At 62.7% G+C, this 23,380-nt stretch carries 18 protein-coding genes; 7 read left to right on the top strand and 11 right to left on the bottom strand.

Translation table 11 applies throughout. The annotated features are described in order from the left end of the window. Positions 1-74 precede the first annotated feature (74 nt). The 4 genes from SPITH_RS09420 (at position 75) to SPITH_RS09405 (ending at position 4,729) form a co-directional block, all read left to right on the top strand. Positions 75-1,118, top strand: a complete 1,044-nt coding sequence (locus SPITH_RS09420; RefSeq protein ID WP_014625430.1) for a BMP family lipoprotein — start codon at positions 75-77, stop codon at positions 1,116-1,118. A gap of 77 nt (positions 1,119-1,195) precedes the next feature. Continuing rightward, complete coding sequence (locus SPITH_RS09415; protein ID WP_014625429.1) at positions 1,196-2,722, top strand: ABC transporter ATP-binding protein; 1,527 nt, start codon at positions 1,196-1,198, stop codon at positions 2,720-2,722. Continuing rightward, positions 2,719-3,807 carry an ABC transporter permease gene (locus tag SPITH_RS09410; protein ID WP_245523377.1) on the top strand — a complete coding sequence of 363 codons (1,089 nt, stop codon included), beginning with the start codon at positions 2,719-2,721 and terminating at the stop codon, positions 3,805-3,807. The genes SPITH_RS09415 and SPITH_RS09410 overlap by 4 nt, the downstream gene beginning before the upstream one ends. Continuing rightward, positions 3,794-4,729, top strand: coding sequence for an ABC transporter permease (locus SPITH_RS09405; RefSeq protein WP_014625427.1), 936 nt, complete (start codon positions 3,794-3,796; stop codon positions 4,727-4,729). Before SPITH_RS09410 ends, SPITH_RS09405 begins: the two co-directional genes overlap by 14 nt. A gap of 44 nt (positions 4,730-4,773) precedes the next feature. Here SPITH_RS09405 and SPITH_RS09400 read toward each other — a convergent pair whose 3' ends face one another. Continuing rightward, a complete protein-coding gene (locus SPITH_RS09400; protein WP_014625426.1) occupies positions 4,774-5,754 on the bottom strand; it encodes a dihydroorotate dehydrogenase-like protein in 981 nt (326 codons plus the stop codon). A gap of 145 nt (positions 5,755-5,899) precedes the next feature. Between SPITH_RS09400 and SPITH_RS09395 the strand changes: the two genes are divergently transcribed. Then, complete coding sequence (locus SPITH_RS09395; protein WP_014625425.1) at positions 5,900-6,790, top strand: 2-oxo acid dehydrogenase subunit E2; 891 nt, start codon at positions 5,900-5,902, stop codon at positions 6,788-6,790. A 173-nt stretch (positions 6,791-6,963) separates the two neighbouring features. Then, positions 6,964-8,265: an endo-1,4-beta-xylanase gene (locus SPITH_RS09390; protein ID WP_014625424.1), complete on the top strand. Its 1,302-nt coding sequence runs from the start codon at positions 6,964-6,966 to the stop codon at positions 8,263-8,265. 43 nt (positions 8,266-8,308) lie between these two features. Here the strand turns inward: SPITH_RS09390 and SPITH_RS09385 are convergent, their stop codons facing one another. The 9 genes from SPITH_RS09385 to SPITH_RS09345 all read right to left on the bottom strand — a co-directional run bounded on the left by SPITH_RS09385 (position 8,309) and on the right by SPITH_RS09345 (position 21,624). Then, a complete protein-coding gene (locus SPITH_RS09385) occupies positions 8,309-8,761 on the bottom strand; it encodes a GtrA family protein (protein ID WP_014625423.1) in 453 nt (150 codons plus the stop codon). Continuing rightward, positions 8,754-9,698: a glycosyltransferase family 2 protein gene (locus SPITH_RS09380; protein ID WP_014625422.1), complete on the bottom strand. Its 945-nt coding sequence runs from the start codon at positions 9,696-9,698 to the stop codon at positions 8,754-8,756. Before SPITH_RS09380 ends, SPITH_RS09385 begins: the two co-directional genes overlap by 8 nt. A 9-nt stretch (positions 9,699-9,707) precedes the next feature. Further along, positions 9,708-13,364 (bottom strand): phospholipid carrier-dependent glycosyltransferase, encoded by a 3,657-nt coding sequence (locus SPITH_RS12825; protein ID WP_014625421.1) that lies wholly within the window; start codon positions 13,362-13,364, stop codon positions 9,708-9,710. Between the two features lie 120 nt (positions 13,365-13,484). Next, positions 13,485-14,216, bottom strand: a complete 732-nt coding sequence (locus tag SPITH_RS09370) for a lysophospholipid acyltransferase family protein (protein ID WP_014625420.1) — start codon at positions 14,214-14,216, stop codon at positions 13,485-13,487. Continuing rightward, on the bottom strand, positions 14,213-15,448 hold the full coding sequence (locus SPITH_RS09365) for an LL-diaminopimelate aminotransferase (RefSeq protein ID WP_014625419.1): 1,236 nt from the start codon (positions 15,446-15,448) through the stop codon (positions 14,213-14,215). Before SPITH_RS09365 ends, SPITH_RS09370 begins: the two co-directional genes overlap by 4 nt. Positions 15,449-15,510: 62 nt before the next feature. Then, positions 15,511-17,241, bottom strand: coding sequence for a PAS domain S-box protein (locus SPITH_RS09360; RefSeq protein ID WP_014625418.1), 1,731 nt, complete (start codon positions 17,239-17,241; stop codon positions 15,511-15,513). A 37-nt stretch (positions 17,242-17,278) separates the two neighbouring features. Continuing rightward, on the bottom strand, positions 17,279-18,286 hold the full coding sequence (locus SPITH_RS09355) for an AEC family transporter (RefSeq protein ID WP_014625417.1): 1,008 nt from the start codon (positions 18,284-18,286) through the stop codon (positions 17,279-17,281). A gap of 30 nt (positions 18,287-18,316) precedes the next feature. Continuing rightward, on the bottom strand, positions 18,317-19,507 hold the full coding sequence (gene dinB / locus SPITH_RS09350; protein WP_014625416.1) for a DNA polymerase IV: 1,191 nt from the start codon (positions 19,505-19,507) through the stop codon (positions 18,317-18,319). After that, positions 19,504-21,624: a hypothetical protein gene (locus SPITH_RS09345; RefSeq protein ID WP_155816551.1), complete on the bottom strand. Its 2,121-nt coding sequence runs from the start codon at positions 21,622-21,624 to the stop codon at positions 19,504-19,506. The genes dinB and SPITH_RS09345 overlap by 4 nt, the downstream gene beginning before the upstream one ends. A 146-nt stretch (positions 21,625-21,770) precedes the next feature. On the opposite strand from SPITH_RS09345, the gene SPITH_RS09340 reads away from it, so the two are divergent. Further along, positions 21,771-22,280, top strand: coding sequence for a nitroreductase family protein (locus SPITH_RS09340; protein ID WP_014625414.1), 510 nt, complete (start codon positions 21,771-21,773; stop codon positions 22,278-22,280). 3 nt (positions 22,281-22,283) lie between these two features. On the opposite strand, the gene SPITH_RS09335 is transcribed toward SPITH_RS09340, so the two are convergent. Next, positions 22,284-23,369, bottom strand: a complete 1,086-nt coding sequence (locus SPITH_RS09335; RefSeq protein WP_245523376.1) for a D-alanine--D-alanine ligase family protein — start codon at positions 23,367-23,369, stop codon at positions 22,284-22,286. Between the last annotated feature and the right edge of the window lie 11 nt (positions 23,370-23,380).

Genomic DNA, 23,380 nt, shown 5'->3' with positions numbered 1-23,380 from the left:
TCTTGACTGCCCGGTGAAGGCGGTCTAGTATGAGGCATATTTCTGCAATTTTCTATTCGATTCGAGGAGGATGTATGAGACGTTCAGGGCTTATTTTTCTTATTATGGCGGTGCTCCTGGTCTTCTTCCCTGCGTGCGGGCAGAAGAAAGAGGTGAAGACCGAGGAGCAGAGCTTCAGAGTGGGACTCGTGACCGACGTGGGAGGGATCGACGACAGATCCTTCAACCAGGGCACCTGGGAGGGGATCGTACGCTTCGGTAAGGAGATGGGCCTCGAGGAAGGGGTGGGGTACAAGTACCTCCAGTCCTCGCAGGAGGCCGACTACGTACCCAACCTCGCCACGTTCGCCGACGAGGGGCTGGACCTCATCGTGGCGCCGGGCTTCCTCTTCCAGAACGCCGTGGCCGAGGTGGCGAAACAGTATCCCGACCGCAAGTTCCTGGTCATCGACACCGTGGTCGAGGCTCCCAATGTGGTATCGGCCGTGTTCGCGGAACACGAAGGCTCCTTCCTCGTGGGTGTCGCCGCGGGCCTCAAGGCCAAGCAGGACGGCAAGAACGTGGTCGGTTTCCTCGGCGGGATGCAGTTCCCGCTCATCGAGAAGTTCCAGGCCGGATTCGAGGCCGGGGTGAAGGCCGTGTACCCGGAGTGCACCGTACTGGTGGACTATGCGGGAGACTTCGCCGCACCTGACAAGGGGCAGGCCATCGCCCAGAAACAGTTCAATGCAGGCGCGTACATCATCTTCCACGCGGCCGGCGGAACCGGTAATGGCATGATCAAGGAGGCCAAGGAGCGTTCCCAGAAGGGCGACATCCGCTGGGCGATCGGCGTGGACAAGGACCAGTACCAGGACGGCATCTACGGCGAGGGCACATCGGCCGTGCTCACCTCCATGGTGAAGCGGGTGGACGTGGCCGCCTACACCGTGGCGAAGATGACCATGGAGGGGAACTTCCCCGGTGGTCAGACGCTGGCCTTTTCGTTGAAGAACGACGGTGTGGGGCTGCCTGCGGAGAATCCCAACCTCTCTCCGGAGATCCTCGCGGTGGTGGAGGAGTACGCGAAGAAGATCGCGAGCGGAGAACTCGTGGTTCCCGACACCCCCAAGAAATGATGCTGCTGCTGCAGAAGAGAGGGAAGGCTTGATGCAGCCTTCCCTCGTTTTTATCTGTGTGGGAAGGAGAGCACTCCGTGGACTATGTCGTGGAGATGATGGATATCGTGAAGGACTTCCCCGGTATCAGGGCCAACGACCATGTGACCTTACGGGTCCGTGAGGGGACGATCCACGCCCTCCTGGGGGAGAACGGAGCGGGCAAGTCGACGCTCATGAACATCCTCTTCGGGCTCCACCATCCGGATTCCGGCGTCATCCGGGTGCGGGGCCGGGAAGTGAAGGTTTCGAATCCCAATGTGGCCACCTCGCTGGGCATCGGGATGGTGCATCAGCACTTCAAGCTCGTGCACAACTTCACGGTGGCGGATAACATCGTCATGGGAAGCGAGCCCCGGAGGGGGCCCTTCCTCGACATAGAGACCGCCCGCCAGAAGGTGGCCCGCATCTCCCGGGAGTACGGCCTGGAGGTGGATCCGGACGCCCGGATAGAAGACCTCTCGGTGGGGACTCAGCAGCGTGTGGAGATCCTCAAGATGCTCTACCGGGACGCCCGGATCCTCATCTTCGACGAACCCACCGCGGTGCTCACCCCCCAGGAGATAGAGGAACTCATGGAGATCATGCGGAAGCTCGCCGGGAGCGGCAAGACGATCATCCTCATCACCCACAAACTCAAGGAGATCAAGGAGGTGGCGGACGAATGCTCCGTGCTCCGACGGGGCAGGCTCGTAGCCACCTTTCCCGTCTCCGACGTCTCGGAAGAGGAGATGGCCGAACTCATGGTGGGGAGGGAGGTGAGTTTCAAGGTGGAGAAGGACGCCCCTCGGCCGGGAGCACCTGCTCTCGAGATTCGAGAGATCTCTGTCCGGAACGAACGGGGAATCCTCGCGGTCGAAGGGCTCTCCCTCACCGTGCGGGAGGGCGAGATCCTCGGGCTCTGCGGAGTCGACGGCAATGGGCAACGGGAACTCCTCTACGCCCTCGCCGGGCTCCTTCCGGTGGAGTCGGGTCGTATCCTCCTCGCCGGAAAGGATATCACCCGTGAGCCTACGAGACGGAAACTGGATGCGGGCCTCGGCTTCGTTCCCGAGGACCGCCAGCGGCATGGGCTCGTCCTGGAGTTCTCGGTGGGGGAGAACCTGGTGATACACGACTACGGGCGGCCTCCTTTCTCCCGGTATGGTATCCTCCGGTACGAGACGATCTACGAACATGCCGAGACCCTCATGTCACAGTTCGACGTGCGGGCGGCCCGGGGCGCGAGAACTTCCGCCGGCGAACTCTCCGGTGGAAACCAGCAGAAGGCCATCATCGCCCGCGAGGTGCACAGGTCGCCCCGCGTGCTCGTGGTGGCCCAGCCCACCCGGGGGCTGGATGTGGGGGCGATCGAGTACATACACAGGAGGATCGTGGAGGAACGGGACAAGGGGAGGGCGATCCTCCTCATCTCGTTCGACCTCGACGAGATACTCGATCTGTCCGATCGGATCGCCGTGATCTACAGGGGGAAGATCGTGGCGGAGGTGGACGCAGGAGAGACCGACGAGAACGAACTCGGGCTCCTCATGGCGGGATCGACGGCAAAGGGGGAGAGCGCATGACTACAGGAAGACGATGGATGATCCTCTCCCTCAGTGCGGTGGTGCTGGGGTTCGTCGCAGGTGCGGTGATCATCACCCTCACGGGTCGCTCTCCGGGGCTGATGTTCGCGGCGATGGTGAAGGCCTTCTCGGGACTCGACGTCCTGAGGGGCTCCTTCAACGCCAGGTACATCGGAGAGTTCCTCATCCAGATGATCCCCATCACCCTCACCGGGCTTTCGGTGGGATTCGCCTTCAGGGCGGGTCTCTTCAACATAGGAGCAGAGGGGCAACTCATGATGGGCGCTCTGGGCGCCACCATGGTGGCCCTGCTGGTCCCGGCCCCTCCGTGGCTCCATCTCCCCCTCTGCCTCCTGGGGGCCATGGTGGGAGGCGGGCTGTGGGGGCTCATCCCCGGCTGGCTCAAGGCCCGGTACAATCTCCATGAGGTGGTCGTCACGATCATGCTCAACTATACCGCCTTGCACCTGTCCAACTGGGCGCTCCTCCACGTGGTGGGTACCGTGGACCGGGTGAAGACCTCGCCGTTTCCGGCCTCTGCCCTCCTCAAGAGCGAGTTCCTCTCCTCGATCACCAGGGGATCGAGGCTCCATTGGGGGCTCCTCATCATGGTGATCTGCATTCTCGTCTACTGGGTGGTGATCGAGAAGACCACTTTGGGGTTCGGACTGCGGGCCACGGGACACAACAAGGATGCCGCACGGTTCGCCGGCTTCCCCATCGCCGGGTATACGATGCTCACCATGGCGATGAGCGGTGCGTTCGCGGGGCTCGCCGGTGGGGCGATGGCCCTGGGGACCTTCGGATTCGGGCGAGTGCTTCCCGCCTTCGAGGGGTACGGGATGGACGGGATAGCCGTGGCGCTGGTGGGAGGGAACACGGCGTGGGGCATCGCCGCCTCGGGGGCTCTCTTCGGGATGCTCAAGGCGGCACAGCCCCTCATGCAGTCCCAGGGTGTTCCCCGGGAGATCGCGGGGATCATACAGGCGAGTATCGTCCTCTTCGTGGCCATGCGCTATGGGATCCAGCTCGTCATCGATCGGGTGTCCAGAATCAGGCCGGGAGGCAGAAATGAAGGTGTTTGAGATCTTTCCCATAGGGCTCATGTTCGCCACCCCCATCATCCTCGCGGGCCTCGGCGGGCTCTTCAGCGAGCGTTCCGGTGTGGTGAACATCGCCCTGGAAGGGATCATGATGGTGGGCGGTTTCACTGCAGCGGCCCTGGTGGTAGTGCTCGAGCCTCTCACCCCCGCGGCGCCGTGGATCGCCTTTCTCGCAGCGGCAGTCGCGGGCCTCGTGTTCTCCCTGCTCCATGCGGTGGCCTCGGTCCACCTCAGGGCCGATCAGATCATCTCGGGTACGGCGCTCAACATCCTCGCGGGAGGCCTCACGGTCTATCTCTGTCAGATCCTCTTCGGTCAGCAGCGGACCCGGGCCTTCTCCGTGGGCCTCAGGAAGGTGACGGTACCCTTTCTCGAGGACATTCCCCTCGTGGGCCCTCTCTTCTTCTCCGAAATATACCCCACGTTCTATCTCGCCCTGTTCCTTGTGGTGATCACGTGGATCGTGGTCTACAGGACCGTTTTCGGTCTCAGGCTGAGGGCCTGCGGAGAACACCCCGAGGCCGCCGCGAGCATGGGGATAGACGTGTACAGGATGCGGTACCTGGGGGTGATGCTCTCAGGTGTGCTCGCAGGACTCGCAGGTGGGGTGATGGTCCTCTCGCAGGACATCCAGTACACCCTCACTTCCATACACGGCACGGGCTTCATCGCCCTCGCGTCCCTCATATTCGGGAAGTGGAACCCCTGGGGGGTGCTGGGAGCCGCCACGTTCTTCGGTTTCTCGCAGGCTCTCTCGTTCTATGTGAACGACATCTCCTTCCTCCAGAGCATCCCCCTCGAATTCTTCCACGCCTTTCCCTACGTCCTCACCATAGTCGCCCTTCTTGCCTTCGCGGGAAGGTATTCGGGACCACGGGCGGCGGGACGGATCTATCAGCGCTAGTGGGCGCAAGGTGGGAACAGAGGGGCCGCAAGGCCCCTCTTCGTCTATCTTCCGAAACCGCGGAGGGCGATGAGGTACTGGAGCCTGCTCAAGCGCTCCTCGTCCTCGCCAGGGGTGCGTATGAGTGCGCCCTTCGCCTCCCGGAGCGAGGAGAAGCCCTGCTCGGAGAGCCAGGCCTCGAGTTCATGAAGCATCTTCTCGATGTGACCGAATCCATGTCTGAGGACGGCGGAGACCACCTGCACCGCACTCGCCCCTGCGAGCACCGCCTTGGCGATATCGAGGCCGGAATGGATCCCGCACGATGCGGCGATGTCCAGATTCCGCCTCGGCGCCTCCAGGGCTGTCCAGCGGAGGGTGTGGGAGAATTCGTGGGGATCGCTCAGCCTGTGCCCCGAGACGAGCCTCCTCCTCGAGGGGTCGATGTCCACCTGGTAGAATCGGTTGAAGAGCACCACCCCCCCGGCGCCGAGGGCCTCGATCCGGGCGAGGAGATGTCCCAGACTCGTGAAATAGGGGCCTACCTTCACGGCGATGGGGACGGAGACCGCCGACCGTGCGGTCCTCACTATGTCGTAGATCCGTTCCTCCGCCTCCTGCGAGGACTCGGCATCGTTCGAGGGGAAGGGGGCCACGTTCAGCTCGAGGGCATCCGCCCCAGCCTCTTCGATGCGGCTTGCAGCCTCGGCCCACCACTCGCGGCTGCTGCAGTTGAGGCTCGCGATCACGGGGATGGAGAGCCGATCCTTCGCCTCGCGCACGAGGGAGAGGTAGGCCTCCAGGGCCTGCTGGGTGCCGAAGTGGGTGAGATAGTCCGCGCCTTCGGTATGGAACCCTTCGGAGAGGCTCTTCAGGTGTTCCACCCCCTCGGCGATCTCCTCCTGGAAGAGGGAGCGGAGCACCACGGCGGCGGCGCCGTGCGTTTCGCAGGACACGAGGTGGGAGACGTCGGCGGTGAGGGGAGATGCCCCCACAATGAGAGGATTTTTGAGAGAAAGGCCAAGATAGCGCGTGGAAAGTTCCATCCGTACGACCTCCTTTCCACACTATACCGGAAAACCGAGACATTCACAAGTTGAGATGTTTGTGTTTTGGAAGCATATGTGCTATACTCTTGACCGCTGGTCGAGAACGGCTGGAGGTGTGAACATCTCTCTTTGAGGAGGCTGTATGGGTGTGCGGAAGCGATGCGACGGGACCCTCATCAAGGGACTTCCGGGCTTCAGGAAGATAAACCCCTTTGTGATGAAGGGGCGTAACGAGTCGGCGGTCTACTACAGCGACGAGTTCGTGCTCGACGAGACGCTTGAGTTCATCAGGGAGTACAACCGGAACAGAAAGCCGGGCCAGAAGTCCATCAGCATCTTCCACGTGGTCCTCTGCGCCGCGGTCCGGACCATCGCCCTCAGGCCCCAGGCGAACAGGTTCATCTCCGGACAGAAGATCTACCAGCGCAACAGAATCCAGATCTCGTTCGTGGTGAAGAAGGAGCTCACCGAGGAGGGGCTCGAGAGTACGGCGAAGATCACGTTCAGCCCGAATGAGACCCTTCAGACCATCGTGGACAAGGTGCACCGGGGGGTGAAGGCGGCCCGGGATGCGGCGGGCACCGCCACCGACAAGGAGATGGAGTTCGTCACGAAGCTCCCCCGCTTTCTCCTCAACCTGGTGATCAAGGGATTCAAGATCCTCGACTACTACGGCATCGCGCCCAAGTCGATGATCGAGACCGATCCCCTCTACACGAGCGTCTTCCTCGCCAATCTCTCGAGTCTCGGGCTCGATGCCCCCTTCCACCACCTCTACGAGTGGGGCAACGCCTCGGTCTTCTTCGTCATGGGGAGGATCAAGAAGGTGCCCTACATCGACGAACAGGGCCAGGTGAAGGTACACACCGTGATGGAGGCGAAGTTCACCATCGACGACAGGATATCCGAGGGCATCTACTGGGCGAAGACCATCGGGATGCTCAAGCACTTCGTCGAACACCCGCAGGAACTCGTAGAGCCGCCTGAGATCCCGGAAGAGATCCTCAAGGAACACATGCTGGAAGAGGTGTGATCCGATAGGAGCGCGAATCCTGCATACCCGGGGGAAACCCCGGGTATGTTTTTTTGTGCTGCAGGAGTGTGCGGGAATAAAATAAAAACTTTTCCAATGCATTTTGAAATTTTCATTTATATGTGGTATAGTCAATGCGTGAGGAGATCTTCATGGACTGAAGGAGTGCAGGTATGTCCACATGGATGCGAGGTCTTTTTGTCCTTTTTGTGGCGGTGCTTCTTGCCTCGTGTTGGTACGAAGTTACTCCACGAGTGGAGGTGAACACAGGGAGCAAGTTCCTCGGCAACATCTTTTACGGAGCAGAGGAGCCGCTTAAGTTCTCGCAGTACTGGAACCAGGTGACCCCGGAGAATGCGGGGAAGTGGGGGTCGGTGGAGTCGAGCCGGGATCAGATGAACTGGGGTACGCTCGACTCCATCTACGACTATGCGAAGCAGCACGGGATGCCGTTCAAGTTTCACGTGCTCGTGTGGGGTCAGCAGCAGCCCTCGTGGATCAGCGGGCTTTCAGCGAGCGAGCAGCGTGCGGAAGTGGAGGAGTGGTTTGCGGCCGTGGCGAACCGGTACGCCGACATCGACATGATCGACGTGGTGAACGAGCCGCTGCACTCGCCGCCGCCGTACCGTGATGCCCTTGGTGGTGATGGGAGCACCGGGTGGGACTGGGTGGTCACCTCGTTCCAGCTTGCGAGGGAGTACTTTCCGAACAGCACCCTGCTCATCAACGAGTACGGGATCATCTCCGATCCGAGCGCGGCGCAGCGGTACATCCAGATCATCGATCTACTCAAGGCGCGTGGGCTTGTGGACGGGATAGGGATACAGTGTCACGCCTTTAACATGGACAGCGTGAGCGTCTCCACGATGGAGCAGGTGCTCGACATGCTCGCCCAGACGGGACTTCCCATCTATGTGTCCGAGCTGGACATGAGGGGCGACGATCAGACGCAGCTTCAGCGGTACCAGGAGAAGTTTCCCGTGTTGTGGGAGCATCCCTCGGTGAGGGGTGTGACGCTCTGGGGGTATGTGGAGGGACACATCTGGCAGAGCGAGGCGTACCTGCTGCACTCCGACGGCACGGAGCGGCCCGCCCTCACCTGGCTCATGCAGTACGCGAGTGGTGGTTCCACTCCCACGCCTACGCCCACTCCCACATCCACGCCGACTCCCACCCCGACGGCCACGTCCAGCCCCACACCGACGCCTACTCCTGGTTCAGGTGAGTATACCGAGATCAATCTGCCCTTCAGCTATGACGGAGCAGGTGAGTACTACTGGAAGACGAACGATTTCTCCAGCACCACCAACTGGGGCCGGTATGTGAACTCCTGGAACCTCGATCTCCTCGAGATCAATGGCACCGACTACACCAATACCTGGGTTCCCCAGCATGCGATTCCGGCTTCATCCGACGGGTGCTGGTACATCCACTATGAGAGTTCGGTCCCGTGGGGGCACGTTGAGATGAACTAACACACGTGTGGTACGGGGAGGGGGGAACCCCTCCCCTTTTTTTCTAGTGAAGGACTTGTTCCTCTCTGAACACCCACCACCTGTTGGCGGTGAAGGTGAGGAGGCTGCCTGCGACGAGGGCGCAGGCCTTGCCTGCCACCACGTAGGCAGGCCAGGCGAGGATCCGGGTAGATCCCCAGCCGGTGGAGGAGGCGAGCTCCTCAAAGAGGGCGATGATGCTCGTGGTGAGCAGGATCCCAGCAAGGTTCACGAACACGAACTTGAGGGCCTGGACTCCCCACGACCCTCTCCGTTGTCTGAAGGTCCAGTACTTGTGGAGGAAGAAGCCGTTCACCATGCCGCAGAAGTAGGAGACAGGTTGGGCGGCGACCGGTGGGGTGCCCAGGGAGGTGAGGAGGGCGAAGATCCCCACGTCGATGAGGGTGTTGAGGGTGCCCACCAGGTTGAAACGTACGAACTGGAAGGCGAGCTGCAGATGCCGGGCCCTCTCATCCATGCCGGATCTCCTTCTGTTCCACCCCCAGCGTCTCCTCCACGATGTAGAGGGGGCGTTGCTTCACTTCGTCGTAGATCCTTCCCACGTACTCGCCCAGGATCCCGAGGGACAGGAGGGTGAAGCCGTTGAATACCAGTATGAGGACCACGATGCTCGCCCATCCCTGGACCACTTGATCGGTGAAGAGCCTGAGGTAGAGCACGTAGAGGAGGTAGAGAAAGCCCGCGAGGGAGAGGAGACTGCCCAGGAGGCTCGCAACCTTGAGGGGCTTGTCCGAGAACGAGGTGATCCCGTTGAGGGCGAAGCGGATCATCTTCCCGAGCGGGTACTTCGTGGTTCCTGCGTAGCGCGGGTCGCGCACATAGGTGACCTCGTCCTGCCTGAATCCCGTCCAGCTCACCAGGCCCCGCACGAACCGGTTGCGTTCCCGCATCCCTTTGAGCGAGTCCACCACCTTCCGGTCCATGAGCCTGAAGTCTCCCACATCCACCGGGATCTCCACGTCGGTGAGGGCTTTGAGGATCCGGTAGAACAGGGCGGCGGTCGCGCGTTTGAAGAGCCCTTCCCCCTTGCGTTTCACCCTCCGGGCATGGACGATCTGTGTCCCCGCTCGCCATTTCTCGAGCATCTGGGGGATGAGCTCGGGCGGGTCCTGGAGGTCCGCGTCGATGATGATCACGGCGTCCCCTCGGGCGTAGTCCATGCCCGCAGTGATGGCGATCTGGTGGCCGAAGTTGCGGGAGAAGTGGATGACCTTGCAGCGGGGGTCTTTCTCATGGAGGTTTTTGAGGATCTGGTAGGTGCGATCGGTGCTCCCGTCGTCCACGAAGACGAGCTCGTACTCTTCCCCGGTGCCCTTCATGACGCGGGTGAGCCGCTCGTAGAGGGCCGGGAGCACCTCCTCTTCGTTGTACACGGGGATGATGATCGAGATCATGGGTTCCTCCTAATAGAAGTACCAGGTGGGCATCCACCTGAGGAGCACGGCGTACCAGCGGGGTACGGGAAGGCCCGAGAGGATGGGATAGAAGAGGAGAAAGAGGATGGCGCACCCCGCCGCGAAGGCGGGCACGATCCATCGGGTCTTCCCCTGGGTCTGAAAGAGACCGAGCTCTTCGGCTGCGTGCACGAGGAGGAGGATGCTGAAGGGTATGGCGGCGAAGTAGTGATAGAAGAAGGTGAGCGACCTGGGGCTTATGGCCCAGGGGAGGTACTGAAAGCCGAAGAGGAGGAGCAGCAGGCCGGTGAGTCGGGAGCGGGTCCGTACCCAGCGGACGAGGAGCCAGAGGAGGGCTGCGGTGCCTCCCCAGATGATGAGCGGGTTGCCCATGGCGAAGATGGAGGAGACCACGTCGGAGGGGAGGTGGGACTTCCCGGAATAGTACCAGATGGGCTTGATGAGCAGGGGCCACTGCCACCACGGCGAGGAGAAGGGGTGCGTGGCGGTGAGCTCGCTGTGGTACCGGTACATCCCCACTTGCTCCTTGAGGATGTAGGAGACCGGTGAGGAGATGGAGAGGATGCGTATGTTCGGGATGTAGCTCGCCCCGTAGATGAGGGCGGGGAGGACGAGGAAGCTTGCAGCCGACCAGAGAAGGAGACCGGCGATCCGTGAGGGGGTTCCTTCGCCGGTTTTGAGGGCGCGGACGAGCTTCCAGAGGTAGAGCACGGCGAGTCCTCCGCCCGCATAGACGCAGGTCCACTTGGTGGCTGCGCCGAGTCCGAAGAAGAGGCCCGAGAGCAAGAGAGGGAGGGCAAAGCGCCTGAAAGAGAAGGCCTCTTCATCCAGCAAGAGGACATACCTCACCATGGGGATGTACATGAGGATGATGAAGAAGACCGCGAAGCTGTCGATGGTGGCGATGCGGGTCTGGACGAAGTGGAGGTGTTCCACCGAGAGGAGGAGGGCGGCGAGCAGGGCGAGGGATGGCTTCCGGAGGAGGGTCCTCGCGAGGAGGTAGAAGAGGGGGATCATGAGGACCCCTATGAGGGTTCCTGCGAAGCGCCAGCCGAAGGGGGTCATGCCGAAGAGGAGGATCCCCAGGCTGATGATGAGCTTGCCGAGGGGTGGGTGGGTGGTCTCGCTCGGGGGGAGGCCCAGTACGTACTCGTAGGCGGTGCGGGCGTGGTAGATCTCGTCGAAGTACATGTTGGTGAGGTGGCTTATCCGTTCTGGGATGGTCTCCTGCTCGTCCACCAGGAGGTCGGGGTTACCCATGCTCTTGGCCGAGGAGAAGTAGGTGGGGATCTTCACCGGGATAGGGGTACCGTCCCTGTCGAGAAAGGCGATCTCGTGGAGGGCAAGGCCGGGGGTGTGGACGCGAAAGAGGAGGTAGGGGCCTTCCGGTGCGGGGAGGGGGGCGCTGAACCACCCGAACTCGGCGTAGGGGTTGGTGTTTTCGATGACCGTGAGGTTTTTCCAGCTCTTTCGGTCGGGAGAGGAGAGAATGTCGTACGTGCCGGTACCGAGTCCGCGGTAGTAGAGGATGGTTCGGGGGACGCGGTCGGGGGGGAGTTCCACCACGAAGTATTCGGTGCGTTCACGGGGCTTGTAGAAGGTGGTGGGGGTGTCGAGGGAGCCGAGGTTGGTGAAGGCGATGAGGGCGTAGGCGAGGGTGATGAGGCCGAGGAGGATGAGGTGTCGGGGGGTGGTGTGTTCCTCGTGTGATGGGAGGAGGGGTGGGGGGGCCGGTCGCCGAAGGATGAGGCGGCGGAGGGGAAGGGTGAGGGAGGGGAAGAGGCCGAAGATGAGGAGGGCGGCGGCGGTGAGGGTGAGGAGGGAGGCGAGGGCCATGGGGGCGTCGAGGGGGAGCTGGAACTGTTTCTGGGCGGCGTGGAACAGGACGTGGGCCTGGTTGAGGTAGGAGGAGACGGTGAGGAGGAGGAAGACGATGAGGAAGGTGCGCCGTTCGGTGGTGAGGAAGGCGGCGAGGGAGAGGATGAGGGCAGGGTAGATGTAACGTTCGTGCATCTTGGGGAGGAAGGCGAATCCCCAGAGGGCGAGGAACAGGGCGGTGAGGAAGGGGATGGTGGAGGGGGTGCGGTGTTCCTCGCGGAGGTAGATGAAGGCCGCACCTGCGAGAAGGGCCGTCTGTACGATGGTCTGCCAGGTGGAGAGGGGGGTGCCCAGGAAGGAGGAGAGGAGGGGTTTCCAGTTGAAGCCTGCGAGGGTCCAGAAGTTGGCGGCGTTCACCGAGCCGAAGGGGTAGGAGGTGAGGATGCGGTGGTAGAGGGTCGGGGCGAGCTGGGGGTGGAGGATGAAGAAGGGGAGGTGGACGAGGAGAAGGGTTCCGGCAAAGGAGAGCAGGGAGAGGCCCATGGTGGGGGCGAGGCGTCGGAAGGAGGCGAGGGCGTCGGGTCGGGTGCGGCTGGTGAGGGGTCGGATGAGCCAGGTGAGGAGGAAGAGGAGGGCGATGGGGGCGAAGAGGAGGGCCTGGGGCTTTACGGCGAGGGCGAGGCCGAGCCAGGCCGCAGAGGTGGTGTAGGACCTGCGGTGGAAGGCGACGAGGAAGAGGAGGAGCACCAGGGTGAGGACGCTGTCCGCTTGGCCGTAGACTGCCGAGTTGAGGATGATCGAGGGGTTGAAGAGGTAGGCGGCCGTGAGGGGAATGGCGAGGCGGGTGGGGAAGGCCCGGAGGAGCACGAGGGCTGCCAGGAGATCGGCCGCGATGGAGGGGAGCTTGAGGAGCAGGAGGCTTGCGGGGTGGCCGAAGGGGATGCGGAAGAGCGTGATGAGGAGGCCTACGGGATAGAGGACGAGGAGATAGCCGGGTGGATAGTCCTTGAAGCTGGCGGTGGCGTAGAAGTGAGGGATGCCCTCCCGTGCGAGCTCGGTGGCCCAGGCGTAGAAGGTGGGCATGTCGGAGGAGTGGCCGGGGAAGAGGGGGGCGAGGGCGAGCCGGAGGAGGAGGGCTGCGAGGAGGAGGGCGGGGAGGGGGATGCGGGAGAGGAGGGGCGTGCGGAGGAGGAGGGCGAGGAGGCCGAGGTAGGCGAGGGTGAGGAGGAGGTGGAGGCCGAGGGGGAAGCGGGGGGTGGAGGGGGTGGTGGGGGCTAGGCCGATGATCCTGGCGCCCGCGGGGGCGCGTTCCACCTTCACGAACTCCGCATCGTCGAACCACACCGTGCCTGTGGAGAGGGCACCGTAGCCTCCCAACCTGAGGGTGAGGTTCACCTCTCTCTGGGTTGCTCCGGTGCGGCAGTAGGTCTCGAGGAGCACCCACTCTCCCCGCGTGTCCTTCACGTCAGGGGACCGCTCGGTGGTCTCGAGGGCGGAGAGGTTGGCCCCCAGCATATCGGAGGGCACGCCTTCCACCTTTACCCACACCGAGAAGCGGTAGAGGCTATCGGGTTCCACCTGGACCTTCTGGACGAGCTTGCCGTCTTCCGGGACGGTGGCGGTGAGGACGGCAGCATACTTCCCCGAGTGGGCGTTCTCGGACCGGGTGAGGACCACACCGCCGGTATGCTTCCAGGTGTGGAGATGCCAGCCGTGGGGAGCCGAGGGAGACCATACCTCGAATCCGGGATTGCGAAGCAGGTTCTCTCCGGCGGCGACGGGGAGGAGGATGACCAGGAGAAGGAAGGGCAGGAGTCTCTCTCTCATCACGACGCTCCTTGGAGATTGTGCCGACTCCGACTTATTGTGCAATGGATGCGCTGATCGCGCAAGAAAAAAACACGCGTGATGGGGAAGAAGGAGTAAACCGGAGGTACTAGGCGCGCCTCAGGAGGGGAGACTCGTTTCCCGATCGAGAAGCGGTCCTTGAATGATGTGAAAGACCTTCTCGGGAAGTTCCTTTCGCTCTTCTTCGGTGAGGGTGGAGAGTTCTATAGGAGGATGGATGTGCACCTCCACAGGATGCTTTCGGAGGTACCCTCTCTCCTCGAGGAGGTGGAAGCTCCCCACGATGGTGATGGGCACGATGGTGGCGTTCGAGAGGTAGGCGAGCTTGAAGCTGCCGTGTCTGAAGGGCCTCATGGTGTAGGAGCGGGATCGTGTGCCTTCGGGGAAGATGACCATGGGGTGGCCTTCTCGTATGTGACGGGCCCCCTGCTCGATGGCGCGCTTGCCCTGTCTGAGGCTCTTCCGATCGATGAACACGCAACGGAGAGCGGTCATCCAGAAACCGATGACAGGGAGCATCTTCAGCTCTTTTTTTGCGATGAAGCCGGGCGCCCTGCCGGTGGCCATGAGGATGAGGGGGATGTCGGCGAAACCCTCGTGGTTGGCCACGAAGCAGATGCGGTCGTGCGGCGGGAGGTGTTCCTTCCCCTTCACGATGATCGGCACTCCCGCTACGAAGAAGAGTGAGGTGCCCCACAGGGTGGCGGTCATCTGGACGTACCGCCGCGCGAGGCGGGGGGAGAAGAGGGAAAGGATGGGGACGAGGGGATAGAGCAGGGCGAGCAAGAGGAGTTCGGTGATGAAGAAGAGAAGGAACCCGGCGCTCCTCATGGTGTTGCCCCCGAGAATACGGTGGAGATGCGGCGGGCCGCTTCCTCGACGTGCTCCCTGAAGTTGAAGGCGCTGAACCTCACGAAGCCCTCTCCCGATTTCCCGAATCCTGCACCCGGTGTGCATACCACTTGGGCCCTTTCGAGGAGTATCTGGAAGAACTCCCAGGAGTCGGTGCCGGTCTCCACCCAGATGTAGGGCGAGTTCTCTCCACCTGTGCAGGCGTAGCCGAGACCGAGGAGGGCCTCTCTGAAGATCCTGGCGTTTTCCATGTAGTAGGCGATGTTGGCGTGCACCTGGGCCTGGCCCTCCGGGGTGTAGACCGCCGCGGCCGCCCGCTGTACGGGGTAGGAGACACCGTTGAACTTGGTGCTCTGCCTCCTGAACCAGAGGTCGTGGAGGCTGTGGAACCTCCCCTCGCCGTCCTTCACCCTGCACTCTTTGGGGACCACGGTGTAGGCGCACCGCGTGCCGGTGAAGCCTGCGGTCTTGGAGAAGCTGCGGAACTCAACCGCCACCTCACGGGCTCCGGGGATCTCGTAGATCGAGCGAGGAATCTCTGGATCCCGGATGAAGGCCTCGTAGGCCCCGTCGAAGAGGATGATCGCGTCGTGCCTCCGCGCGTACTCCACCCACAGCGCCAGGTAGTCCCGGGGTGCCACCGCTCCGGTGGGGTTGTTGGGGTAGCAGAGGTAGACCACGTCCACCTTCTCCTTGGGCGGGTCGGGGAGAAAGTCGTTCTCGGGGACACAGGGGAGGTACACCACCCCTTCGTATCTCCCGTTGCGGAATACGCCCGTGCGGCCTGCCATCACATTGGTGTCGATGTAGACCGGGTAGACCGGGTCCTGGATGGCGATCTTCGCGTCGGAGGAGAAGAGATCCTGGAAGTTGGCGGTATCCGACTTGGCCCCGTCGGAGATGAAGATCTCCTCGGCGTCTATCTCCACGCCTCTGCTCCGGTAGTCTCCCTCTGCGATGGCCTCCCGGAGGAAGGGGTAGCCCTGTTCAGGTCCGTAGCCCTTGAATGTCTCGGCCCGGGCCATCTCGTCTACGGCCTCGTGAAAGGCCTTTATACACGCCTCCGGCAGGGGGAGGGTGACGTCGCCTATTCCCATCTTGATGATGTCCGCCTCTGGATGTGTCTCCTTATAGGTGTTCACCCGCTTCGCGATCTCGGAGAAGAGGTATGATGAGGTGAGTTTGAGGAAATGCTCGTTCATCCTCGCCATAGGGCGCTCCTGCTGGAAGAATTTTCCCCATGATAGTAGAGAGCGGTGAAAAAATCAAACGGTCACGGCCGACGGGCGGGGATGCGGATGGTGTAGCGGGTGCCTTTCCCGGACTCCACTGTGAGGGTGCCGCCAAGCTGTTGGACGAGTAAGGGGATGATCTGGAGGCCAAGGCCTCCTGAGCCTCCGGAGTCGCGTGTTTCGGGCAAACCTCGTCCGTCATCTCCCAGTTCCATGACGAGGTCGTCTCCTTCCCGGCGCAGCATGAGGGAGATGGTTCCACGATCCTCGAAGGCGTGCTTGCAGGAATTGGTGATGATCTCCGTGACGATGAGCCCGAGGGAGGTGGCGTCCTTGGCACTGCAGGAGAGGGGCGCGAGGTCCATGTCGAGGGAGATCCTGTCCCCCGGCGCATAGGCGATCAGCAGTGTCTGGGCGAGGCGGGAGAGATAGGCGGAGAGGTCGACTTCCTTGATGCCTCCGAGGCTGTGGAGCAGGGCGTAGAGTTCCGAGAGGGACTTCACCCTGGCCTCGAGCGAGGAGATGCGGGAGAGGAGACGTGGATCGTCCCATGAGGATTTCTCGAGGTGGATGAAGCTGAGGATGAGCGAGAGGGTGTTTCGGACTCGGTGGAGGAGTTCCTTGAGGAGGAGTTCCCTCTCTTCCACAGCCTTCTTGAGCTGTTCCGTGGCCTCCTTGAGGGCGATCTCGGCGAGTTTCTTCTCGTGGATATCCCGTCCCACGCCGATGATGCCCACCACATTCCCCTCTTCGTCGAGTACGGCGGTGTCGTTCCAGGCGAGCCACCGCTCACCGTAGACAGTCATGGCGCGTTGTTCCATGTACGCGGTGTAGGGCGGCCGGTAGAGGGCCTCCATTGCCTTGAGCGTGGGTTCCCGGTCCTCTGGATGGACGAGAGGAATGAATGTCTTACCCAGAAGTTCCTCTTCACTCTTGCCGAACATGCGACAGTAGGAAGGGCTGACGTAGAGGAACCGGCCTTCGGTGTCGACCCTGACCACGAGGTCGGTCTGGTTTTCGATCAGGAGGCGGTACTTCTCCTCGTTTTCCGTGAGGGTCTCGAGGAGAGCGGATTCCCTCAGCACGATGAGGAAGAGGTCCTTCGTCCATGGGATGAGGAGGGCCCTTCCTCCGTGCTCCGAGGTCTGCTGGATGGGGATCTCGAGGGGGATTCCCCGAGCGAGGGCTTCCACGATCCTCCCGGCCGGGAGTCTCGTCCTCTCCAGGAGGAGGGGAGAGGCCTGGTGCATCCATGCGTTGAAGAGGCTGTTTCCATGGAGGAGTCTCCAGGAGAGGACCTCTCTCTCCCGGGTGAGCCCGCAGAGGGCGGCGGGCTGGTCGAGTGCGTCGATGAGGAGACGTATGCGGTCGTCGGTTTTGGCGGCGTGATCCGTACACCTGTCCTTGAGGAGACGGATCACGTTGGTGAGGAGGGTTTCCCTGGTGACGAGTTTGGGAAGGAAGATGCTTCCTTCTATTGCCTCCACCTGGGCGAGGGTCTCGGGGTCCGAGTAGTTCGAGAAGAAGATGATGGGAAGAGACGATGTCGTCCTGATCCGCCGCGCGAGTCCGATACCGTTTTCCCCTTCACCGAGTCCGATGTCCATGAGGACGAGGCCCACGTCGGGTGTGGTATCGAGGACCCTGAGGGCCTCTTCCGAGGAAGTGGTGTGGATGACCTCCAGTCCCCTCTCGGCGAGGGTCCGTACGAGGTCGAGGGCGATGAGTACTTCGTCCTCCACGAGAAGGACGGGGGGAAAGGTCTTGGCCACATATCAAGTGTGGTATATAAGAAGCGGTTTTTCAACTTCATGGGTAGAGGAGCGAGAGAAAGAGGACGAGGGAGACGGGGAAGAGGATGAGGTAGGCGAGATAGGAGGTGAAGAGGGAGATGCCGGCTATCTCTTTGTGGGTGTCGGCGCTCTGGGCCATGATCGAGAGGTTGGTGGCGGGCGGGGTGTGGGTCTCGAGGAAGAGGACCCACAGCTGGGGAGGGGTGAGGGTGTCCCTGAGGAAGAGGAAGTAGGCGAGGTAGAAGAGGGCCGGGAGGATGAGGAGGCGGACGCCCACGATGCTGAGGGCGGCTCCCAGATAGGCCTTTCGTTCCTCCCGTGACACGGAGATGTCGGCGAGCATGGCACCGAGGCAGAGGAGGACGAGGGGGAGGGTGGTGGAGCCTATGGTGTCGAGGGTGGAGACGATGCTCGCGAAGGGGAGGGAGGGGTGGAAGAAGGCCTCCTGGAGGCTGAGGACGGGGATGGAGAGTCCCGCGAGGATCCCCCGCACGGTGGGAGTGAGGAGGGCGAGGGGGGATCGGGTGGCGGTCCCGGTGATGAGGGCGTAGCCCGCGGTCCACAGGAGGGTGCTCGAGCCCACGAGGTAGGCGCCCACGTAGATCCCGGGGAGGTCGGTACCGAAGCGTTCGGCCACGAGGGGCACCGAGAGGGCGAGGAGTTCGATGTTGGTGATGGGGAGATACCCCGAGTTGCCGAACGAGGCGAGGGCGAGGTAGGCTTTGCGTTCCTCCCGGTCGAGTCGGGGGATCAGGGTCCCCAGGAGTGTGGCTGCGAGGAGGCCTGTGAGGGCGATCACTACCGCAGCGAGGGGAAACATCCAGGCGGTGGCAAGTTGTGAAAGGGAGGTGCGGGAGAATCGGGCGAAGAAGTAGAGGGGGAGGAAGATGCGCACGAGGAGGGTGCTGAGGTCCTGGAAGAACGATGAGGAGAATCCTCCTCTCTTTCTGAGGAGGAAGCCCAGTCCCATGAGCACGAAGAGTTGAAGCACCGAGTACATGAGGGGGAGGAAGGGTACACGCATGGCCTGATTGTAGCGGGGGAAGGGAAAAAATCAAGGTGCGGGGGGATCCCGGTGAGGATGGGGAAGGAGTCGCGCCTTGGTAAGGAGTTTCCTCCCTTTCTTCTTCTCGAGGGCGAGGAGCGCCTCTTCCAGTGTCTTTTTCTTCCGGGAGGGATCGGGGAAGAGCTGGGGGGGGAGGAGTTCCGTCTCGGGGGCGAGGCCCGACACCCCCACGCCGAGGAGCCTGATGGGAGTCTTGCCGTCCCATCGTGAGGTGAGGAGGGTCCGGGCGGTCTCGTAGAGGTCCTCGGCGCACTGGATGGGGGTGGGGAGGGTGATCTGTGCGGTGGTGGTGGTGAAGTTGGAGTAGCGGATCTTGATGAATACAGTCTTCCCGGTCTCTTCGTGGAGGAGGAGGCGTTCCATCACCTTGTGGGAAAGTGCGAGCAGGTGGGTCTCGGCTTGGTCCATGGTGGTGATGTCCTGGTCGAAGGTCTCTTCGTGGCTCGCCGAGCGGGTCTTGGGGTCGTCATGGTAGATGCCTGGGTCGTGGCCGTGGGCGATGGTATGGAGGAATGCGCCCTGAGCCTTGCCGAAGAGGGCCTGGAGCTGTTCACGGGTGAGTGCCTGGAGCCTGGAGGTGGTGGTGATGCCTTTCTGCTTGAGGAGCGCGAGGGTCTTCTCTCCCACACCCCACAGATCGGCGAGGTCGAGGCTTCGGATGAAGGGTTCCTCTTCTCCTCGAGGCACCAGGAAGAGTCCCGCCGGTTTGTTCCTTTCCGAGGCGAGCTTCGCCACGTACCGGTTGGAGGCGATGCCGATGGAAGCGGTGACCCCCACCTCCTCCCGGATGGTGCGCTGGATGGTCCGGGCCGCCTCCTCCGGAGGGCCGAAGAGGCGTTCGGTTCCGCTCATGTCGAGGGAGGCCTCGTCCACCGAGATCTGTCTCACCTCGGGGGTGAAGCGATGGAGGATCTCCATGACACGCCTGGAGTATTCCTGGTAGAGGCGCATGCGGACGGGGAGGAAGATGCCGTGGGGGCAGCGCCGCATGGCCTCCTGTATGGGCATGCCGGAGCGTATGCCGTAACGTCTCGCCTCGTAGGAGCAGGCCGAGACCACGCCTCTCCTAGGGGGGAGTCCGCCTACGATGACCGGTTTGTCTTTGAGCTCGGGGTGCTCGACTTTCTCGACCGAGGCGTAGAAGGCGTCGAGGTCCACGTGGAAGTACACGGGTCTCACGGGCCGCCTCCGAGCGTGAGTGTGCGGATGTACACGGTGTGGGTCTCGACCTTCACCAGGGGGGAGGAGATGGAGGGGGCTCCGGGGTTCGAGCGGGTGAGTGCCCTCACGGTGAGGGTGATGGGGCGGCCGTGGGGGATGTAGAGGGGGAGTGTGAGCGGGAGTGAGGGGACGGGGGAGATGACCACGAGGGCTCGTTTCCGATCGGTGTCGAATTCGAAGGGGAAGGTGGTCTCCAGGAGGGGGAGGCCTTCCTCTGATTCGAGGGTGAGGTGACAGGCGTCGAGGGGCAGGGTGCTCTCTATGGTGAGGTCGATGCGCAGGCGGTTGAGGAACCGGTGTTCCCGGGTGGAGAGGAGGAGGGGTGAAGGGGGGGCGGGGGTGGTGAGTGAGAAGGTGCGGGTTTCGGGAAGCGGCTTCCACGCGGTGTCGTACGTGAGGATGAGGCCGGAGAGTGGAGCGGGGCTTTCCACGGTGATGCGGCGTTCCGTCTCGTCGATGTATTCCACCACGTGTACGGGCCGGGGGGTCTCTTCGGTGAAGGTGGGGGTGAGGAGGAGGTGGGTCGTGAGGAGTGCGGTGGCGAGTCCGAAGAGGGTGAGGGAGAGCAGGAGGAGGGTGCCCACCTTGGTGGCGGGACGGTGGAGGAGGATGTCGAGGCGGAAGAGGAGGAGGAGGAAGGGGAGGAGGAGGAAGGCCATGAGGAGATCGCCGGCCGCCGGCGGGGTGAGGAGAAGGGAGGGTGGGGCGGGGGTGGAGAGGATCCACCAGAGGGTGTAGACGATCCAGAGTGGTGAGAGGAGGAAGAGGAGGAGGCGGAGGAGGCGCGAGCGTGTGACCGAGAATCCGGTGGCGCAGAGGAGAGCCCAGAGGAAGACGATGGCCAAGGGGAGCATGATGCTCCCGAAAAGGGCGATGTCGAGGGCGAGGAGGAGGATGGCGGCGGCGGTGTAGTAATGGGTTACTCTCATGAGGGGGAGGGAGAAGATCCTGAGGAGGAAGAGGAGGGTCGAGATGAGGAATACCGTGAGGGAGATCTTGAGGAGGAAAGAGGCCTGGAGGTGGTGGAGGAGGAATGCGTCGTACCGGTGGAATCCTGCGATGCTCCTGAGGAGGATGGTGCCGAGCAACAGGAATGCGCCGGTGGCGAGGAAGAGGAGGGGTGTCATGAACCATCCCCGCTTCATGATGGAGAGGTATCGACGGAGGTGTCTGAACCTGAAGAAGCCGAAGAGAAGGGCGGCGGTTATGCCTGCGAGGAGGAGGATGAGATAGTGGTGTTCGTGGATGACGATGAGGTGTCCGGCATTCAGGGGGATGGCGAGGTAGTGGTTCTCCCAGGTTCGAGGGGGGGTGGGGGGGAGGGTCGTGATGAGGGTGGTGAGGAAGTCGAGGAGGGGAGTGGGGTCAGTCGATGGGGCGGCCGGGGTGAGGACGGCGGAGGGGAGGTCGTGGGTGTAGAGGGGGGTGAGGAGGGAGGCGTAGGGGATGTCGTCGGGTGCGAGGAGTGAGAGGGTCTGGGCAGGGATGGAGGGGAGTGTCTGGATGGAGAGGGAGGGGCCTGCGGCCCGGAGGAGTGCGGAGAGGAGCCATGGTGGGGCCTTGCGGGCCGAGGCGGTGGTGTGGAGGGTGAGGGAGGAGGCGGGGTGGCTGATGTCCAGGTAGAGGAGGACCCTGTGGTCGAGGGCGGGGAGTCCCTCGAGGTAGGAGAGGGTGTGATGGAAGGGAGGGGTGACGGGGAAGGGGGGAGGGAGGGGTGCAGAGGGTTCGGTGCGTTCCTGTACGAAGAGGACCTCGAGGTTGACCGGGATGTCGGTGGTTTCGGCCCAGGCGAGGAGGGTGATGCCGAGGGCGGGGGGGAACGGGGTGCCGAGGGGGAGGACGAGGGTGAGGGTGGTGGGGCGGTGGCGGGAGAGGGTGGCGAGGATGGGGGCGTCGGGGGAGGGGGAGAGGGGGGAGACGGGGATGCCTGCGTCGGAGAGCGCCGAGAGGAGGTAGGCGCGGGGAGTGTCGGTGGTGGAGAGGGCGTGGAGGTGGGGGGAGAGGGAAGGGGTTTGGGGGGAGAGGGGAAGGAGGACGAGGAGCGAAAACAGCGGGATCCAGGGATGTCGCCTCATGATGGATGTAAGCATAGGACAACCACAGAGCAAGGTCAACTCAAACCTTTGCTCGGTCACGGTTTTACAATCCCCCGGTTTCCCGCTATAATGATGCCCGACACGGGTTGTCCGAATCACATCCATGGTGTGGTAAGGGGGAAAAAGTGGAACTTCTGCCCGAGATCGCGGAACGTGTGAGCGTCCGATCCTTCACCGACAGAGTGCCGCCCGAAGATGTGGTCCGCAGGATCCTCGAGGCGGGGCGCCTCGCTCCCTCGGCCAAGAACAGGCAGGCGTGGCGGTTCGTGGTGATACGAAAGGAGGATGTGCGGAGGAAAATCGAGGAGGCAGCCTTCCATCAGGAGTACGTAGGACAGGCGCCGGTGATCATTGCAGGGTGTACCACCAACGTGGAATACCGCATGCCCAACGGCCAGCTCTCCTATCCCATCGACATCAGTATCGCCATGACCCAGATGATGCTCCAGGCCGTGCACGAGGGCCTCGGTACCTGCTTTGTCTCGAGCTACGACGAAGAGCGGGTGAAGTACGTGCTCTCGGTTCCCTACTCCATGCGCGTGGTGCTCCTCCTCCTCCTGGGGTATCCGGCGGAAGAGCCGCTGAGGCCTGAGCGCTATCCCCTCGAGCGCATCGTGGGTTTCGACCACTGGTGAGTGTCAGCGGAGGGCCTCGTAGCGGTATGAGAGGGCGGCTCTCCTCCTGCTGCGATCGAGCCCCAGTTCGATGAGCCTGGTGAGGAGGTCGGGAAACGAGATGCCCGCTGCCTGGGCCATGAGGGGGAACATGCTCACCGGCGTGAATCCCGGAAGGGTGTTGATCTCGTTGAGGTAGAAGACCTCGGTCTCGGTGTCGAGGAGAAAATCGACTCGCGCGAATCCCTCACACTCGAGGGCCCTGTAGGCCTTCTCCGCCACGTTCCGTACGTACTCCTGCTGTTCAGGGGTGAGCTCTGCAGGGATCTTGAGCTGAAGACCTTCGGTGTCCTCGTACTTGGCCTCGTAATCGTAGAATTCGTGCGTGTGGATGATCTCGCCGGGAGGGAAGCTCCGTACGTCCTCGTTTCCCCACACCCCGCATTCGATCTCCCGGGCCTCGATCCCCTGCTCGATGACGATCTTCGAGTCGTACGTGAAGGCGAGTTCACAGGCCTTCTTGAGCCCCCGCTCGTCGTGGACCTTTGAGATGCCCACAGAGGAACCGCCCCGGGCGGGCTTCACAAAGACGGGAAACTCCATTCTCCGTCTGAGCTGAATCGCAAGCTCGTTCCAGGGAGGGAGTGACTCCCGGCGTACCACCATGAAGGGAAGGATGGGGAGCCCCGCCTGCAGCCACACCGCCTTGGCCCTGTCCTTGTCCATCCCCAACGCGCTCCCGAGCACCCCCGCCCCCACGTACGCCACCCCGGCCTGCTCCAGCAGTCCCTGGAGCGTGCCGTCCTCTCCGAAGGTGCCGTGCACGATGGGGAAGACGCAGTCCACCCTCAGGTCTTCCCCCCCGCACCAGAGCCCCGCGCCCGGCACCGCCCACACCACCGCCCCCTCGTCCTCTGTCACCTCCAGCGCCCCGTCCTTCACCCGCACCTCGCGCTGCAGGTACCACCGTCCCTCGTGGGTGATCCCTACCGGCAGGACCTCGAACCTCTCGCGATCGAGGTGCTCGTAGATCGCGGCCGCCGACCTGCACGAGACCTCGTGTTCCCCTGAGCGTCCACCGTAGAGCAAGGCGATCCTCATCCGTTCCATGCCCCGCATTA

This window comes from Spirochaeta thermophila DSM 6578 (assembly GCF_000184345.1).
GTDB lineage: Bacteria > Spirochaetota > Spirochaetia > Winmispirales > Winmispiraceae > Winmispira > Winmispira thermophila.
The sequence above is the reverse complement of the archived record's forward strand: the minus strand, read 5'-3'. Positions and strand labels throughout refer to the sequence as shown.

Bases quoted from the DNA above. Each gene is read 5' to 3' on its own strand.
- SPITH_RS09385 (WP_014625423.1), bottom strand. From the start codon at position 8,761: ATGGATGAGAGGGCCCGGCATCTGCAGCTCGCCTTCCAGTTCGTACGT.
- SPITH_RS09355 (WP_014625417.1), bottom strand. From the start codon at position 18,286: ATGCGTGTACCCTTCCTCCCCCTCATGTACTCGGTGCTTCAACTCTTC.
- SPITH_RS09390 (WP_014625424.1), top strand. From the start codon at position 6,964: ATGTCCACATGGATGCGAGGTCTTTTTGTCCTTTTTGTGGCGGTGCTT.
- SPITH_RS09400 (WP_014625426.1), bottom strand. From the start codon at position 5,754: ATGGAACTTTCCACGCGCTATCTTGGCCTTTCTCTCAAAAATCCTCTC.
- SPITH_RS09370 (WP_014625420.1), bottom strand. From the start codon at position 14,216: ATGAGGAGCGCCGGGTTCCTTCTCTTCTTCATCACCGAACTCCTCTTG.
- SPITH_RS09420 (WP_014625430.1), top strand. From the start codon at position 75: ATGAGACGTTCAGGGCTTATTTTTCTTATTATGGCGGTGCTCCTGGTC.
- SPITH_RS09380 (WP_014625422.1), bottom strand. From the start codon at position 9,698: ATGATCTCGATCATCATCCCCGTGTACAACGAAGAGGAGGTGCTCCCG.
- SPITH_RS09365 (WP_014625419.1), bottom strand. From the start codon at position 15,448: ATGGCGAGGATGAACGAGCATTTCCTCAAACTCACCTCATCATACCTC.
- SPITH_RS09335 (WP_245523376.1), bottom strand. From the start codon at position 23,369: ATGGAACGGATGAGGATCGCCTTGCTCTACGGTGGACGCTCAGGGGAA.
- SPITH_RS09405 (WP_014625427.1), top strand. From the start codon at position 3,794: ATGAAGGTGTTTGAGATCTTTCCCATAGGGCTCATGTTCGCCACCCCC.
- SPITH_RS09345 (WP_155816551.1), bottom strand. From the start codon at position 21,624: ATGAGGCGACATCCCTGGATCCCGCTGTTTTCGCTCCTCGTCCTCCTT.
- SPITH_RS09395 (WP_014625425.1), top strand. From the start codon at position 5,900: ATGGGTGTGCGGAAGCGATGCGACGGGACCCTCATCAAGGGACTTCCG.
- SPITH_RS09410 (WP_245523377.1), top strand. From the start codon at position 2,719: ATGACTACAGGAAGACGATGGATGATCCTCTCCCTCAGTGCGGTGGTG.
- SPITH_RS12825 (WP_014625421.1), bottom strand. From the start codon at position 13,364: ATGAGAGAGAGACTCCTGCCCTTCCTTCTCCTGGTCATCCTCCTCCCC.